Source organism: Cryobacterium sp. RTC2.1 (assembly GCF_035018685.1).
In the GTDB taxonomy this organism is placed as follows: Bacteria; Actinomycetota; Actinomycetes; order Actinomycetales; family Microbacteriaceae; genus Cryobacterium; species Cryobacterium glucosi.
This window is the reverse complement of record NZ_JASJXJ010000030.1, coordinates 12,998-29,627: the sequence shown is the minus strand read 5'-3', so window position 1 is coordinate 29,627 and position 16,630 is coordinate 12,998. Positions and strand designations below refer to the sequence as shown.

Annotated in this window: 12 protein-coding genes; 4 read left to right on the top strand and 8 right to left on the bottom strand. The window is 68.2% G+C overall.

The genetic code is table 11. The features are described from left to right. Positions 1–19 precede the first annotated feature (19 nt). Complete coding sequence (locus QN357_RS06115) at positions 20–1,405, top strand: APC family permease (RefSeq protein WP_323504677.1); 1,386 nt, start codon at positions 20–22, stop codon at positions 1,403–1,405. Between the two features lie 96 nt (positions 1,406–1,501). Here the strand turns inward: QN357_RS06115 and ilvC are convergent, their stop codons facing one another. The 5 genes from ilvC to QN357_RS06090 form a co-directional block, all read right to left on the bottom strand. Beyond that, on the bottom strand, positions 1,502–2,530 hold the full coding sequence (gene ilvC / locus QN357_RS06110; protein ID WP_134447367.1) for a ketol-acid reductoisomerase: 1,029 nt from the start codon (positions 2,528–2,530) through the stop codon (positions 1,502–1,504). Positions 2,531–2,595: 65 nt separating this feature from the next. Then, positions 2,596–3,105: an acetolactate synthase small subunit gene (gene ilvN, locus QN357_RS06105; RefSeq protein ID WP_134447365.1), complete on the bottom strand. Its 510-nt coding sequence runs from the start codon at positions 3,103–3,105 to the stop codon at positions 2,596–2,598. A 4-nt stretch (positions 3,106–3,109) separates the two neighbouring features. Then, complete coding sequence (locus QN357_RS06100; RefSeq protein WP_134447363.1) at positions 3,110–4,954, bottom strand: acetolactate synthase large subunit; 1,845 nt, start codon at positions 4,952–4,954, stop codon at positions 3,110–3,112. 38 nt (positions 4,955–4,992) lie between these two features. Further along, positions 4,993–6,687, bottom strand: a complete 1,695-nt coding sequence (gene ilvD / locus QN357_RS06095) for a dihydroxy-acid dehydratase (RefSeq protein WP_322135587.1) — start codon at positions 6,685–6,687, stop codon at positions 4,993–4,995. 43 nt (positions 6,688–6,730) lie between these two features. Continuing rightward, the gene (locus QN357_RS06090) at positions 6,731–8,947 is read right to left on the bottom strand and encodes a bifunctional alpha,alpha-trehalose-phosphate synthase (UDP-forming)/trehalose-phosphatase (RefSeq protein ID WP_241975378.1); all 2,217 of its coding nucleotides are present in this window, start codon (positions 8,945–8,947) and stop codon (positions 6,731–6,733) included. Between the two features lie 178 nt (positions 8,948–9,125). On the opposite strand from QN357_RS06090, the gene QN357_RS06085 reads away from it, so the two are divergent. After that, positions 9,126–9,983 carry a sugar phosphate isomerase/epimerase family protein gene (locus tag QN357_RS06085; RefSeq protein WP_134559402.1) on the top strand — a complete coding sequence of 286 codons (858 nt, stop codon included), beginning with the start codon at positions 9,126–9,128 and terminating at the stop codon, positions 9,981–9,983. Positions 9,984–10,072: 89 nt separating this feature from the next. Here QN357_RS06085 and QN357_RS06080 read toward each other — a convergent pair whose 3' ends face one another. The 3 genes from QN357_RS06080 to QN357_RS06070 are packed head-to-tail and all read right to left on the bottom strand — an operon-like array spanning position 10,073 to position 15,734. After that, a complete protein-coding gene (locus QN357_RS06080; protein WP_322140874.1) occupies positions 10,073–12,070 on the bottom strand; it encodes a YhgE/Pip family protein in 1,998 nt (665 codons plus the stop codon). After that, a complete protein-coding gene (locus tag QN357_RS06075) occupies positions 12,067–15,090 on the bottom strand; it encodes an MMPL family transporter (protein WP_322135585.1) in 3,024 nt (1,007 codons plus the stop codon). Before QN357_RS06075 ends, QN357_RS06080 begins: the two co-directional genes overlap by 4 nt. A 5-nt stretch (positions 15,091–15,095) precedes the next feature. Further along, positions 15,096–15,734 (bottom strand): TetR/AcrR family transcriptional regulator, encoded by a 639-nt coding sequence (locus QN357_RS06070; protein WP_134447353.1) that lies wholly within the window; start codon positions 15,732–15,734, stop codon positions 15,096–15,098. A 139-nt stretch (positions 15,735–15,873) separates the two neighbouring features. On the opposite strand from QN357_RS06070, the gene QN357_RS06065 reads away from it, so the two are divergent. Beyond that, the gene (locus QN357_RS06065; protein WP_134447351.1) at positions 15,874–16,062 is read left to right on the top strand and encodes a hypothetical protein; all 189 of its coding nucleotides are present in this window, start codon (positions 15,874–15,876) and stop codon (positions 16,060–16,062) included. Positions 16,063–16,220: 158 nt separating this feature from the next. Then, a complete protein-coding gene (locus QN357_RS06060) occupies positions 16,221–16,607 on the top strand; it encodes a hypothetical protein (protein WP_322135584.1) in 387 nt (128 codons plus the stop codon). The last annotated feature ends 23 nt before the right edge of the window (positions 16,608–16,630 follow it).

Here is a 16,630-nt window from a genome sequence, read left to right as displayed (position 1 = left end):
CCGTCTCGTGGGCTCGGAGATGTGTATAAGAGACAGGGTTACGCCAACGCACCCCAGTCCCACCCTCACTCGTTCTCTCACGCTCTCCTCTGTCGTAATCTTCGGCCTCGCCTATATGACGCCGATCATCGTGCTCGGGATCTTCGGCATCGTCGCCGAGGTCACCGGCGGCGCCACGCCCGCCGCCTACCTCGTGGCCCTCGTCGCGATGCTCTTCACCGCATCGAGCTATGGGCGGATGGCCGCCGCGTACCCGGTCGCGGGGTCGGCATACAGCTACGTGCGCCGCGCGATCGACTCCCGCGTCGGTTTCCTCGTCGGCTGGGCCGTCCTTCTCGACTATCTCTTCCTGCCGATGGTGATCTGGCTGATCGGTGGCGCGTACCTCGGCGCTCAATTCCCCGACGTGCCCGGGTGGATCTGGATCCTCGGGTTCATCCTCGCGACGACCGCGCTCAACATCATCGGGATCCGGGTGGCACAGAAGGCGAACTACATCCTGATGGCCTTCCAGGTGCTCGTGATCGTGCTCTTCGTGGCCCTCTCGATCGGCTCCGTCCTCACGAACTCCGGCCCGCTTGCCCTCTTCAGCTCCACGCCGTTCTTCAACGACACGGCGAGCCTCACCGGCATCTCCGCAGGGGCCGCGATCGCCGCATACTCCTTCCTCGGTTTCGACGCCGTCACGACGCTGACAGAGGAGACGATCAACCCGCGGAAGACCATGCCGCGCGCGATCATGCTCATCGCCCTGATCGGCGGAGCGATCTTCATCGTCGTGGCGTACACGACGACACTCGTCCAGCCGGGCGGCGTCTTCGAGAACGTGTCGTCCGCCGCCTTCGACATCGCTCTCACCATAGGCGGCAACGTGTTCGGCGCGATCTTCATCGCCGGGCTCGTGCTCGGCCAGTTCGCCTCCGGGCTCGCCGCCCAGGCCGGAGGAGCCCGTCTTCTCTACGCGATGGGCCGCGATGGCGTCCTCCCCCGCCGAATCTTCGGCACCATCAGCGAGCGCTACCGCACGCCCGTGATCAGCATCATCATCACAGGAGCCGTCGGCCTCATCGCCCTGTTCCTCGACGTGGCAACCTCGACATCGTTCATCAACTTCGGCGCCTTCACCGCGTTCACGTTCGTGAACCTCGCCGTGATCGCCTTCTTCATCCGCGAGCGCAGGGCCGGCCGGCACCACAACGTGTGGCTGTACGTGGTCGTGCCCGCGATCGGAGCCGTCATCGATGCATGGCTGCTCACCAAGCTCGACGTGAACGCGATCACGCTCGGCCTCACCTGGCTCGGCGTGGGCGTCGTCGTGCTCGCCATCCTGACCAGGGGCTTCCGGATTTCGCCGCCCGACCTGGCCTTCGAGGAGGCTGAAGAGGCCGTCCTCACCGAGCACTGACCCTGCGGGGCGTTACGACGAACGGCGGGGCTCCTCGGGTAGAGGAGCCCCGCCGTTCATGGTGCGGTGCGCGGTGCGTCGTGCGCGATGCGGTGGTTAGCGGGCGGCTTCGCCGTCGACGTAGTCGTCGTCGTTCGAGGCGTTCCACGCGAAGAGCTTGCGCAGCTCGCGGCCGGTGGCCTCGATCGGGTGCTCTTCGCCCTTCTTGCGGAGAGCGAGGAACTCGGGTGCTCCGGCGTCCTGGTCGGCGATGAAACGCTCGGCGAACGCGCCGCTCTGGATGTCGGCGAGAACGGCCTTCATGTTCTCCTTGACGTGCGGGTCGATCACGCGCGGGCCGGAGACGTAGTCGCCGTATTCCGCGGTGTCGGAGACGCTCCAGCGCTGCTTGGCGATGCCGCCCTCCCACATCAGGTCGACGATGAGCTTGAGCTCGTGCAGCACCTCGAAGTAGGCGACCTGCGGCTGGTAACCGGCCTCGGTCAGGGTCTCGAAGCCGTACTGGATGAGCTGCGAGACGCCGCCGCAGAGCACGGCCTGCTCGCCGAACAGGTCGGTCTCGGTCTCTTCGGTGAAGGTGGTCTTGATGCCGGCGGCACGGAGCCCGCCGATCGCCTTCGCGTAGCTGAGAGTCAGCGGCCAGGCATTGCCGGTCGCATCCTTCTCGACGGCGACGATGACGGGTACGCCACGGCCGGCCTCGAATTCGCGACGCACGGTGTGGCCGGGTCCCTTGGGGGCGACCATGACGACGTCGACGCCCTCCGGTGCGGTGATGTAGCCGAAGCGGATGTTGAACCCGTGTCCGAAGACGAGCGCCTTTCCGGCCGCGAGGTTCGGAAGCACGTCAGCGGCGTAGAGGTGACGCTGCACCTGGTCGGGCGCGAGGATGACGATGACGTCGGCCCACTTGGCTGCCTCGGCGGTGCTGAGGACGGTGAAGCCGACCTCTTCGGCCTTGGCCTTCGACTTCGAGCCATCCTTCAGGCCGATGACGACCTCGACACCCGAGTCGCGGAGGTTCTGGGCATGCGCGTGTCCCTGCGAGCCGTAACCGATGACGGCTACCTTCTTGCCCTGGATGATCGACAGGTCAGCGTCTTTGTCGTAGTAAATCTCAGACACGAGTGGTTATCTCCTAGTTGTTTGGTGAAGAAAGGTCGGTGAAGAAAGGGGGTGAGGGGCGGACGCTAGCTCTTGAACACGCGTTCGGTGATCGATTTGGACCCGCGGCCGATGGCGAGCAGTCCGGACTGTGCGATTTCCTTGATCCCGTAGGGCTCGAGCACGCGCAGCAGCGCCTGGGTCTTGCCGGAATCCCCGGTCACCTCGATCACGACGGAGTCAGGGGCGACGTCGACGACCCGCGCACGGAACAGCGTGACGGCTTCGAGCACCTGGGACCTCGTCGTGTTGTCCGCACGCACCTTGACCAGCAGGTGCTCGCGCTGCACGGACTGCGCGGGGTCGAGCTCGACGATCTTGATCACGTTGATCAGCTTGTTGAGCTGCTTCGTGACCTGCTCGAGCGGGAGGTCCTCGACGTCGACGAGGATGGTGATCCGCGACAGGCCGGGGATCTCGGTGTGGCCGACCGCGAGGCTTTCGATGTTGAAGCCGCGCCGGGCGAAGAGGCCGGCGACGCGGGTCAGCAGGCCGGGCTTGTCCTCGACGAGGAGGCTCAGGACATGGGAACTCATGGGCTTACTCCTCTCCCCAGGTCGGTGCGTGGTCTTTCGCGTACTGCACGTAACTGTTGCTGACGCCCTGGGGCACCATCGGCCAGACCATCGCATCGCGGCTCACGACGAAGTCGATCACGACCGGGCGGTCGTTCGTCGCGAGGGCGAGCTTGATCGCGTCGTCGACCTGGTCCGCGCTCGTGACGCGGATGCCGAGCGCACCATACGCCTCGGCGAGCTTCACGAAGTCGGGCACCATCGCCGAGCCGTGCCCGGTGTTCAGGTCGGTGAAGGAGTGCCGACCGTCGTAGAACAGGGTCTGCCACTGGCGCACCATGCCGAGCGAGGAGTTGTTGATGATCGCGACCTTGATGGGGATGTTGTTGATCGTGCAGGTCGCGAGTTCCTGGTTGGTCATCTGGAAGCATCCGTCACCGTCGATCGACCAGACCACCCGGTCGGGTTCTGCGACCTTGGCGCCCATCGCCGCGGGAACGGAGTAGCCCATCGTGCCGGCACCGCCCGAGTTGAGCCAGGAGTTGGGGCGCTCGTACTTGATGTACTGGGCCGCCCACATCTGGTGCTGGCCGACGCCGGCGGCGTAGACGCCCTCCGGCCCGGTCAGTTCACCGATGCGCTTGATCACGTACTGCGGGGCGAGCAGGCCGTCCGTCGGCTCGGAGTAGCCGAGCGGGAACTCCTCGCGGAGACCGTTCAGGTAGCTCCACCACTCGGTGAAGTCCGGGGTGGTGGTCTTGAGCACCGCGGAGAAGGCGACGGTCAGGTCGGCGAGCACGTCCTTGGCGTCTCCGACGATGGGCACGTCTGCGGTGCGGATCTTGGAGATTTCCGCGGGGTCGACGTCGACGTGCACGATCGTGGCGTGCGGCGCGAACTCGCTGACCTTCCCGGTGACCCGGTCGTCGAAGCGGGCGCCGAGCGCGATGATCAGGTCGGCCTCCTGCAGGGACAGCACGGCGGGAACGGTGCCGTGCATGCCCGGCATGCCGAGGTGCTGGTCGTGCGAGTCCGGGAAGGCGCCACGGGCCATCAGCGTCGTGACGACGGGCGTGCCGGTGAGTTCGGCGAAGGCGAGGAGCTCGGCGGATGCGCGGGCGCGGATGACGCCGCCGCCGACGTACAGCACGGGCTTCTTCGCATCGGCGAGCAACTGGGCTGCCGCCTGCACCTGCTTGCCGTGGGCCTTGGTGATCGGACGATAGCCGGGCAGGTCGATCTTCGGCGGCCAGATGAACGGCGCCGTCTTCTGCTGGGCGTCCTTGGTGATGTCGACGAGCACAGGGCCTGGCCGGCCGGTCGAGGCGATCAGGTAGGCGGATGCGATCGCACCGGGAACGTCTTCCGGGCGCTTGACGAGGAACGAGTGTTTCGTGATCGGCATCGTGATGCCGACGATGTCGGCCTCCTGGAAGGCATCCGTGCCCATCAGCGTCGAGAAGACCTGGCCGGTGATGCACAGGATCGGCACCGAGTCCATGTATGCGTCCGCGATCGCCGTGACGAGGTTCGTGGCGCCGGGGCCTGAGGTCGCGATGGCGACGCCGACGCGGTTGCTCGCCGAGGCGTAGCCCTCCGCAGCGTGGCCGGCGCCCTGCTCGTGGCGCACCAGGATGTGCCGGATGGCGTCCTGGGTCATCAGCTCGTCGTAGAGCGGGATGACGGCGCCGCCGGGCAGGCCGAAGACATCCGTCACGCCGAGCAGTTCGAGGGTGCGGATGATCGCACCGGAACCGGTGAGGAGTTCGGGCTCACCGGATGCTGCCGCGGCCGTCGCCGCGGCGGACGACGTGGCGGCCGAGGTCGGCGAGGGCGTGGGTGATGGCACGGGGTTCTGTTCCGCGGTCATTGATTCAGGTCCCTAAGGTCGAGTACGAATGGTGAGCGCTACCCCGTGACGGCGCCAACGGCCGCCGATTGCACGAGCTTCGTGTACTTGGCGAGCACGCCGCGGGTGTAGCGCGGAGGGAGAGGCGCCCAGCCGACTCGTCGGGCGTCGAGCTCTTCAGGGTCGACCAGTAGGTCGAGCGTGCGAGCTGCGATATCGACCCGTATGAGATCACCATCGCGCACGAAGGCGATCGGACCTGCGTCCACCGCTTCGGGTGCTATGTGGCCGATACACAGTCCGGTTGTGCCGCCTGAGAATCTGCCGTCCGTTAACAGTAGTACATCGGCACCGAGCCCGGCGCCCTTGATGGCCGCGGTGATCGAGAGCATCTCGCGCATGCCGGGGCCTCCCTTGGGGCCTTCGTAGCGGATGACGACGACGTCGCCCTTTTCGATGGTGCCCTCGGTGAGGGCGTCCATCGCCGCGCGCTCGCGCTCGAAGACGCGGGCGGGTCCGGTGAACACGTCACTGTCGAAGCCGGCGGTCTTGACGACAGCGCCCTCCGGCGCCATCGAGCCCTTGAGGATGGTGATGCCGCCGCTCTTGTGGATCGGGTTGTCGAGCGTGCGGAGCACCTCGCCGTCGAGGTCGGGCGGGTCGATCTCCGCGAGGTTCTCTGCGACGGTCTTCCCGGTGACGGTGAGGGCGTCCCCGTGGATGAGGCCGGCCTCGAGCAGGGCGCGCATCACGGCGGGCACCCCGCCGTGGCGGTCGACGTCGTTCATGACGTACTTGCCGAACGGCTTCAGATCGCCGATGTGCGGAACCATGTCGCCGATCACGTTGAAGTCGTCGAGGCTCAGTTCGACCTCGGCCTCGCGGGCGATGGCGAGCAGGTGCAGCACCACGTTCGTGGAGCCGCCGAAGGCCATGGCGACGGCGATCGCATTCTCGAAGGCCTTGCGGGTGAGGATGTCCCTGGCCGTGATGCCGAGGCGCAGGAGGTTGACGACGGCCTCGCCGGAGCGGTGCGCGTAGTAGTCGCGGCGGCGGTCGGCCGAGGCGGGGGACGCGGATCCCGGAAGGCTCATGCCGAGGGCTTCTGCGACGCTCGCCATGGTGTTCGCGGTGTACATGCCGCCGCAGGCACCCTCGCCGGGGGCGAAGGCGCACTCGATCCGCTTGGCGTCGGCCACGGACATCCGCCCGGCCTTGACGGCGCCGACGGCCTCGAACGAGTCGATGATGGTGATGTCTTTTTCGGTGCCGTCCGAGAGCTTGACCCAGCCGGGCGCGATCGAGCCCGCGTAGAGGAAGACACTCGCGAGATCGAGCCGGGCAGCGGCCATCAGCATGCCGGGCAGGGACTTGTCGCAGCCGGCGAGCAGCACGGAGCCGTCGAGGCGCTCGGCCTGCATGACGACCTCGACGGAGTCCGCGATGACCTCTCGGGAGACGAGGGAGAAGTGCATGCCCTCATGGCCCATCGAGATGCCGTCGGAGACGGAGATGGTGCCGAACTGCAGCGGATAGCCGCCACCGGAGTGCACGCCCTCCTTGGCCGCCTGCGCGAGGCGGTCGAGGGACAGGTTGCACGGTGTGATCTCGTTCCAGGAACTCGCGATGCCGATCTGGGGTTTGTCCCAGTCCGCGTCGCCCATCCCGACGGCACGGAGCATTCCGCGGGAGGTCGTGGCTTCGATTCCGTCGGTGACGTCGCGACTACGCGGTTTCAGATCGATCTCAGGCATGTAGTGATTCTAGAACCTGTGTTTCGGGAACTTTGCCGCAGGGTTACCGTTCGCTGGGAGTTCCGGGGGTTCCGGGAGCTGGGGCGGCCTCCCGGAGGTCGGCGATCAGCTGCAGCACGATCGGCACTTCCTCCGGTCCGCGCACCCGGTAGCCCGCGAGGGAGGTGCCTGCGCCGATCTTCAGTCCGAGGTCGCCGGGGTGCAGTGCGGTGAAGGCGTCTTCGTCCGTCACGTCGTCTCCGGCGTAGAACACCCGGTCGGCGCCCGTGTATGCACGGAGCCGTTCGAGCGCGTCACCCTTCGAGCTCGAGCGCACGGAGAATTCGAGCACATTCTTTCCCTCGCGCACGGTGAGGTCTGGCAGCACGGCGCCGAGCTGCACGCGGGCGTCGCGTTGCACGGCCTGGCCGGCCTGCGCGGTCGACTTGCGGGTGTGCAAGGCCAGGCCGGCGGGCTTCCGTTCGATCCATGCACCCGTCACGGATGCCGAGACCCGTTCGAGCACGCGGGCGAGCGTGTCGAGCTGGTCGAGTTCGTCCTGGTCGAGTCCGAGCTCTTCGCCCGGGGTGTCCAGCTGGACCTCGATGCCGTGTGAACCGGTCAGAAGCACCTCGACCTGCGGTTCGGCGACCTGGCGCAGGCTCGCGAGCGACCGGCCGGAGACGAGGGCGACACGCACGCCGTCGAGTCCGATCAGGCGTTCGACGGCCTCCCGGGTGCCGGCGACGGCACGCGAGTCCTGGGGGTTGTCGACGATCGGGGCGACGGTGCCGTCGAAGTCCAGCGCGATGAGCAGCGAGCCCGCGGAACTGAAGTCGCGGAGGGCGTGAGCGAGATCATCGGGAACGCCGGGCTGCACGGCGGCACCCTCCCGGAGTGTGCGGAGGAAGGACGACGACCAGGCGGCGACGTCGTTGTCGAACACCTTGCGGCGCAGGGCGCGCATCCGCCGCTGCCGTTCGGGGCGCGGCATCGCGATCGCACGCAGGATGGCTGCCTTCATGCCGTCGATGTCGTGCGGGTTGATCAGCACGGCCTGCTTGAGTTCGTCGGCCGCCCCGGCGAATTCGCTCAGGACGAGCACGCCGTCCTTGTCGTCGCGGACGGCGACGTATTCCTTCGCGACGAGGTTCATCCCGTCGCGGAGGGCGGTGACGAGCATGACGTCTGCGGCGAGGTACAGGGCGACCATTTCCTCGCGCGGGTAGCCGTGGTGGTGGTAGCTGATCGCGGTGTGGCTGATCGTCGAGTAGTCGCCGTTGATCCGGCCGACGGCGAGTTCGATCTCGTCGCGGAGGGCCATGTACGCTCCGACCCGTTCCCGGGACGGGCTCGCGACCTGCACGAGGGTGACGTCCTCGACGGAAATCGACCCGTCCTCGAGGAGCTCGCCGAAGGCCTTCAGCCGGTGGCCGATGCCCTTGGTGTAGTCGAGCCTGTCGACGCCGAGAATGATCGTCTTCGGGTTGCCGAGGTCCTCGCGGATGCGGCGCGCGCGGGCCTGGATCTCCGGACGTTTCGCGAGGTCGGCGTATGCGACGGCGTCGATCGAGATCGGGAAGTGCTTGGCGATCACCCGGCGGTGGTGTCCCCCGGCGCCTGGAACGTCGATCGCGACACCGCGGGTGGTGTATCCGAAGAGGCGACGGACCGCGCGGGAGAAGTTGCCGGCATCCGCCAGCCGCTGGAAGCCGATCAGGTCGGCGCCGAGCAGGCCGTCGAGGATCTGCTTACGCCACGGGAGCTGCGCATAGATGCCGTACGGCGGGAACGGTATGTGGTTGAAGAAGCCGATCACGAGGTCGGGGCGCATGTCCCTCAGCATCCGCGGCACGAGTTGCAGCTGGTAGTCGTGCACCCAGACGGTTGCACCGGCTGCCGCGGCCGCGGCGGCCGCTTCGGCGAACCGGCGGTTGACGCGCACGTACGCCTCCCACCATTCGCGGTGGAAGCTCGGCGGGGAGATCACGTCGTGGTAGAGCGGCCAGAGGGTGTCGTTGGAGAAGCCCTCGTAGTAGTCCTCGAGGTCGGCGTCGGTCAGTGAGACGGGAACGATGTTGATGCCGTCGTTTTCGAAGGGGGCGAACTCGCGGTCGGCGACGCCGGGCCAGCCGACCCACGCGCCGTCGGAGGAGCGCATCAGCGGCTCGAGGGCGGTGACGAGTCCGCCGGGTGAGGTCTTCCAGCTTTCGGTGCCGTCCTCGGCGACGACGAAGTCCACGGGCAGCCGGTTCGAGACAGCGACGAGGGCGTATGTCACCTTCGGCTCGGCGGCGGGCGTGTTAACGGCTTCAATCGAAATGGCTGGTCCGTTCCGGTACCTGCACGGCGCACGCACCTCGGTGAACTTCCAAGGATACCAGCAGCCCCGGCGGAGCCCCCTGACTATTCGGGCGCGCGACACCCGTTGTTCAGCAGTCGGGTTTACTCTGGCGCCAATGATTCGCATCGGCATGAGCACGACGTGCGCCTATCCGCTCTCGACGGAGCACGCCTTCCGGCTCGCGAAACTCGCGGGCTACGACGGCATCGAAATCATGGTCTCCCGCGACGACGTCACCCAGGATGCCGCTGCGCTCCTGGCCCTGTCGCGGAAATACAAGCTGCCGATCTTCTCGATCCACGCTCCCGTGCTCCTGCTCACGCATTTCGTCTGGGGTCGGGACCCACTCGTGAAGCTCGAACGCTCGGCGGCGCTCGCGGCCGAGGTCGGGGCGCGAACCGTCGTGGTGCATCCGCCGTTTCGCTGGCAGGCCGACTTCGCCGTCACGTTCCTCGACTCCGTGCGCGAGATCAGCGCGGACAGCGGCATCGAGATCGCGGTCGAGAACATGTTCCCGTGGAAGTTCGGCGGCCGGGGCATGAAGGCGTACTCCCCCGGCTGGGACACCACCCGGATGGACTGCGACGCCGTCACGCTCGACTTCTCGCACTGCGCCCTGAGCGGGCTCGACAGTCTCGCGATGGCGACGGAGCTCGGCGACCGTCTCCGGCATGTGCATCTCTGCGACGGCTCCGGCTCCCTCGACGAGGGCAAAGTCTTCGACGAGCACCTGCTGCCCGGCCGTGGCAGCGAGCCGGTCGCCGAGGTGCTCAACCTGCTCGCGCGCACCGGCTGGGACGGCCGGATCGTCGCGGAGGTCAACACCCGCAAGGCGCGCACCGAGCAGGAACGCCTCGTGCTGCTCGTGGAGACCCTCGCGTTCGCGCGCTTGCACACCGCCCAGCGCCGGGTGCGCCGCGCCCCGCGGTCGCCCCGCGCCCACGAGTCCCTGCGCCCCGGACAGCAGCACTAGCCCCGTCCCCACGCGCGAAAGCGGGTGAATCGTCGGTCTGGTCCGCTCAAACCGACGTTTCACCCGCTCTCGCGGAAGGAGCTCGTGCGTCAGCCGCGGGCGAGGGCCAGGGCGAAGGAGCGCGGGCCGCGCTTGGCGGCAACGGCCCAGAACGTCAGGCCGATGCTGACCACCGCGAAGAGCAGCAGGATGCCCACGGCATTGAGCGCACCTGCTCCCCCTCCGGAGACGATCCCCTGCATGCCGCTCACGGCCCAGGTGAGCGGCAGGAACGGGCTGATCGCCTGGAACGGCGCCGAGACGAGCTCGATCGGGTACAGTCCGCCGACCGCAGTGAGCTGCAGGGCGAGGAGCACGAGGGACACCACGATGCCGACCCGTCCGAACGCCACGGTGAGGAACTGGTGCACCGCGACGAAGACGAACGCGAGGAAGACCGCGAAGCCGAGTGTCGCCGGGAGCAGGGTCCAGGTCACGCCGAGCGAGGCGTGCAGCAGCGCGACGACGACGACCGCCTGGGCTGCGGCAAGGCCGAACGCCCGGCCGAAGCCACGCGAGACAAGGCGCCCTGTTGAGGCGGTCGAAGCGAGAGCGGTGCTTGTCACCGGGCGCATCACGAGGAAGATCGCGAGCGCGCCGATCCAGAGCCCCACCGGCACGAAGACCATCCCGAGGAGCGGGCCGATCGTCGCGATCGGGTTGTCGCGGCTCGTGGTGATGGCGACGGGCTCGGAAACGACCGAAGCCGACTGCGCAGGGTCGTCCTGGTTCAGCTTCTTCGCGCTCTCGGCTCCGGACGCGAGCCCGGTCGCGAGCTGGCTCGCGCCCGTCTCGAGCTGGTGCACCCCGGTGGCCGCGGCCGCGGTCCCCGTCGCGAGTTGGGAGACGCCGCTCGAGAGGCTCGAGACGCCGGAGGCGAGGCCGGTCGCGCCCGTCCGCAGCGATGCCGAACCTGCTGCGAGCTTCGCGGCCCCTGTCGCGCTCTGCGCCACGCCGCCCTGCACCCCGGTGAGGGCGGATGTCGTCTGCTGGCTGAGTCCGGCGCCCTGCGTCGAGAGGGTGTCGAGTCCGCCCTGGAACTGGGTCAGTCCGGCCTGGTACGTGTCGAGTCCGGCCTGGTACTGGGCGATGTAGGCGTCGGCGTTTGCGGGGTCAGCCTTGATCGCCGCGGCGACCCCGGCGAACTGGCCGGCCAGCGTCGTGAAGCCCGCCGAGACCTTGGTGAACCCGGTTGCCGCCTGCGTGACTCCCCCGGTGTACTGGGCGACGCCACTGCTGAGGGCGCTGAGACCTGCCGTGCCGGTGTTGAGTTTGCCGAGGCCCGCACTGAGCGCATCCACCCCGTTCGTGTACGCGGTAACCCCGGTCGCGAAGCTCGACGCTCCTGTCGAGGCGGACGCCGCCCCGGTTGCAGCGGAGGCCGCGCCCCCGGAGAGGGAATCGAGGCCGGTGGCCACTCCGGTGACGCCCGTCGAGACCTGGCCGGCGCCATCCGCTGCCGTCGTCAGCGAGCCGCCGAGCGTTGACAGGCCGGAATACAGGCCGCTCAGGTACTGGGTCGTGATCTGCCGGCCGAAGACGCCCGTCATCGCGGAGCCGACCGTCCCTGCGACGGTTCCGGCGAGATAGGAATGCGCGTCATCGGTGCGGATGGCGAGCTCGGCCTGGGTCGGCGCTGCGGTGCCGATCGAGGTGATCGACTTGGAGAAGTCTGCGGGGATGGTGAGCACCGCGTATGCCTTGCCGGAGGCGAGTGCCGCCGCAGCGTCCGCGGAATTGGAGATCGTCCAGGCGAACCCGGTCGACGCCGTCCGCGACGAGGCCGGCGCGGTGAGCTCGGTCACGAGCAGGCGCCCGGCGAGCACGGTCTGCTTCGTGCCGTCCGCGGCCGTCGTCGTCACGAAGGTGTCGTTGTTGACGACGATCGCCGGCAGGGTGTCGAGCCGCTGGTCGGCGGTCGCGAGCGCGCCGGCGAAGACGCCTGCGACCGCAAGGGGTACCACGATCAGTCCGGCGAGTACGGCGCCGAAGGTCCAGCGGCGCTGTCCCGGCGTGCGGCTGAAGAGTCGTTCGAGCGTGGTGCTCATCGCAGTGCGGCCTTTCCATCCAGGGCGTCGGCGCCGAAGACGGCGTCGCGGGGGTCGAGGGTGTCGGTTGGCCGGGTCGCATGACGCGGCTCCGGGTCGAGCGGTGGGTATCCGCCGAGAGCTCCGCGGGCGGTGGGACCCGCCGTTTCGACGGGCTCGAGCGTTTCGAGGTCGACGACGAGCACGGCCCGGCCGGCTGCGGCGAGCGGATGCTGCGACGCCGCCGCGATGATGAGCGTGGTGTCTGCGGGGGCGAGCGTCGCAACCACGACACCGATGCTGAGTCCTGCGGGATCGGCGGGGAGTCCTTCACCCAGGTCGATGACGACGACGCCAGGACGCTCGGCGAGCGCCGCCGCGACGAGGACCGCGGCACGGGACACGGCGGAGAGGGAGGACACCGGGGTGTCCGCGGTGAGGGGTGCGACCGGGGCACGGTCGTCGGCGATGGCACGGTTGATCCGTCCGATCCAGGCGTCGAGCTGACCGCGCCGGCTGCGGGAGCGGAACCGTGGCTGGGTGAGGTCGAGTCGCTCGGCGAGCAGTTCGCCGATGGTCAGGCCGTTGTCGCGGCTGTCGCCGACATCGGCGAGCGCGACGACGCGCAAGGCGCGGCCGCGTTCGGAGGGCAGCGGGTAGCTGAGCACCTGGAGCCGGCCGGAGACCGGGTCGAGACGGCCGGCGAGCGTCGCGGCGACGACCCGGCGATGGGCGGTGGTCCCCGTGAGGACCAGTACCGATCCGGTCGGCACGGAGACGGTGAGCGGGCCGATCGTGCTGCCCGGCAGGCCGAAGACGGCCTGGTCCGCCGTGATGGCGCCGTCCTGGGCCTTCGCCCAGTGGCTGTCGAGCATGTGGTGTCGAAGTCCCTCGCCCTCGATGTCGACGTTGGGGAGCAGTCGGTCGAGCCAGCGCGGCAGCCACCACGCCGCCCGGCCTGCGAGGGCCATCGCTGCGGGCACGAGGGTCATCCGCACCAGGAAGGCGTCGAGGAACACGCCGACGGCCAGGGCGAATGCGATGCCCTTGATCGCCCCGGTGCCGTCGGGTACGAAGGCGAAGAAGACGAAGAACATGATGAGTGCCGCTGCCGTGACAACGCGGGCGGCGTGTGCGAATCCGTAGACGACGGCCTGGCGCGGGTCGTTGTTCTTGACGTACTCCTCACGCATGCCGGAGACGAGGAAGACCTCGTAGTCCATGGCCAGTCCGAAGAGCACGGCCATCAGCAGGATCGGCAGGAAGCTCAGGATCGGACCGGGCGTGCTCACCCCGAGCAGGTCGGCGAACCATCCCCACTGGAAGATCGCGACGGTCGCACCGATCGAGGCGAAGACGGAGAGCAGGAACCCGACCGCGGCCTTCACCGGAACGAAGACGGAACGGAACACCATCGTCAGCAGGATGATCGAGAGCCCGACGACGATGAGCGCGAACGGGATGAGGGCGTTGCTGAGCCGGTTCGAGATGTCGATCGACACGGCCGTCGCTCCCGTCACCGTGACGGGAGTCCCGAGTTCGGAGTCGATCCCCGGCGCGAGGTCGCGGATGGCCTGGACGAGATCCTTGGTCTTGGGGTCGTTCGGCGCGCTGTTCGGCATCACCTGGATGATCGCGGTGTCGACGGTGGCGTTCGGGGTGCCCTTGCCGACGAAGGCGACGTCGGGCAGGGTACGCAGCTTGGCGCTGATCGTCTCGAGGTCAGGGAAGATGTTCGTGGTCTGGGTGATGTCGACGACCACGATGAGCGGGCCGTTGTAGCCGGGACCGAAGCCCTCCTCGATCATGGTGAACGCCTTGTGCTGGGTCGAGTCGACCGGCTCGGACGCTCCGTCCGGCAGGTTGAGGTCGAGGCTGAGCGCGGGGATCGCGAGGGTGCCGAGGATTCCGACGACGAGGATGACGGCGACGATCGGCGCCTTCATCACGAGGCCCACCCAGCGGCGGCCCATCGTGGGCCTGCCCGTGTCCGGCATGGTCGCCCGGTTGTGGGCGCGCCCGCCGGGTTTCGGGGTGAGGCGGCCCTTGGCGAGGCCGAGAATCGCGGGCAGGAGGGTGATCGCGACGAGGATGGCGATGAAGACGGCGACCGCGGCTCCCACACCCATCACGCTCAGGAACGGGATTCCGACGACGAGCAGTCCGAGCAGGGCGATGATGACGGTGAGCCCGGCGAAGACGACCGCGCTCCCGGCGGTGGCCACGCTCGTCGATGCCGATTCGTGCGGCTCGACGCCCCTGGCGAGCTGGGTCCGGTGCCTGGACAGGATGAACAGTGAGTAGTCGATGCCGACGGCGAGCCCGAGCATCATTGCGAGCATCGGTGCGGTGCTCGAGACGGGCACGAACGCGGAGATCGCGGTGATACCGCCGATCGCAACGCCGACGCCGATGAGCGCCATCAGCAGGGGCATCCCAGCCGAGGCGAGCGACCCGAAGGTGATCAGCAGCACGACCCCGGCGAAGAGGAGGCCGAAGACCTCGGTGATGGTGATGCCGAAGGTGTTGGACGAGAAGACCTGGCCGCCGAAGGCGACCTCGAGACCGGCCTTCTCCGCGATCGCGGCCGTCGCCGTGACGGCGTTGAGGGTAGCGTCCGTCACATCCGCGGATGGACCGTCGAGTTGAACGACGCTGCGCGCGGTGGCCTCGTCCGTCGAGATGGCGCTCGAGGCGTAGTCGGAATACGGGGTGATCACGGACACGACGCCGGGAACGGCCTCGAGTTCGGTCGCCATGTCGGTGATGGCCGTCTTGTACGGCTCCGTGTTGACGGATGCCCCGTCCGGCGTCCTGTAGACGACCTGCACCGAGGCTCCGGCCGCCTGGGGGAAGACGGCGGCGAGCTGGTCGATCGCGTCCTGCGATTCGGTGCCTGGGATCGCGAAGGACTCGGCGGTCTTGCCGCCGAGCGCGATGCCGCCGCCGAGGATCCCGACGAGGAGGAGTGCCCAGACGCCGATGACGAGCCACGCGCGCTTGTAGGCGAAGTGGCCGATCCGATACAGAAGGGTTGCCATTGTGATTACTTCCTGGGCTGGGTGGTGCGGACGGCGACGGGGGCGAGGAGCTCGGAGAGGAGGGTGATGAGGGCGGGCCGGAGATCGTCGGTCGGCGTGATGTCCTCGTCGAAGAACGTCAGGCCGGCGACGAGGGAGTACGCGGCGCCGCCGAGCGCGACACCGAAGCGCATCCGGTCGATGGTCGTGGCGTGCTCCTGGCAGAGGGCGTCGCCGAGGCGCACGATCAGGGCCCTGGCCCGATCGATCACGGCGATGCCCTTGAGGGACTGGGCCTGGTTGATCAGGACATGCACTTCGAGCCGGTACTGGAGCAGGAAGTCGACGAAGTCCTCGATGAACCGGTGCCGCGAGGCCGCGTTCTCCGAGGTCGACGTGAACCCGCCGAGGATGGCCTCGAGGCGTTCGATGGCCGGGGTCAGCACCTCGCCGAGGAGGGCGTCCTTCGAGGCGAAATGGTAGAGCACACTCGATTTCGAGTACCCGGCGGATGCTGCGATCTGCTGCAGGGAGGTACCGGCGAACCCGACGGCAGCGAACTGCTGGAGCGCCATGACCCGCAGTTCGGCTCCCGCGCCGGGGCGGACGGTCGCGGTCGCGGTCGCGGCCGCTGCGGGGACGAGGTCTTCCGGTTCGATCTGCACTGGACTACCTTACCTGACCGATCGGTCAGTTCCTGCACGGTCGGTCAGTTTGTTCACCCGACGGAAACATGCCGGATGCCTGGGACCGGGCGGCACACGACCCGGTCCCGATCCGGGTACCGTGGTCCTCGGAGGACCCATGCGAAAATTCATCTTCAGCAGCGCGATGCTCGGCGTCGTCGCCGGCGGTTGGAACATCCTGCAGGCCACCCGGCGCGGACCGCGCGACTGGCGATTGCTGCTCATGTGGATCGGCTGGGCGCTGAGCGCAGCCGTCGCCATTGGCACCATCGTCAAAGATGCCGATGAACGGCAAATCGACAGCTAGAAAGCCCCGGTTTCCCTCCCGGACTCGCGATTGACCGGCGTGTCCGCGGTTCAATCATGCCCGGGGCCGCCACACTGATAGCAGAAAGAGCTTTCGATCGAAAGGGGCTCCCGATGTTTGGTCGACGACGTCGTGCCGCGCCTGCTATTCCGGTACCGGTGCTGCCCACCCCCGAGCTCAGCGACGACGAGGTGTTCGACCTCTTCCACGGCGAGCTGTCGCGGCTGATCGGCGAGCAGGGACTCTGGACCCTCGTTCCGCGCAGCCCCGCGGACACCGACGTGATCTTCCACGGCCTCAAGGCCCGCCAGGTGGCCGCCTCCCTGACATCCGCGCTCCGCAGCGCCACCTCGGAACTGCGCGGCGAGTCCGTCGGTGAACCGGCGGCACTGTCGTTCACCCCCGCCCCCATCACCGTCTGGGCCGAACCGGATGCAGCGGCCCGCAAGCCGACTGCCCCGCAGGCGGAACGTTTCGTCTCGGCCGTGCCGCTCCCGGGGTACACCGCTGTCGAACCCGCAGAACGCGCCCGCCTCGTCGCCTGAGGATTTCCTCCGGGTCCCGGCCC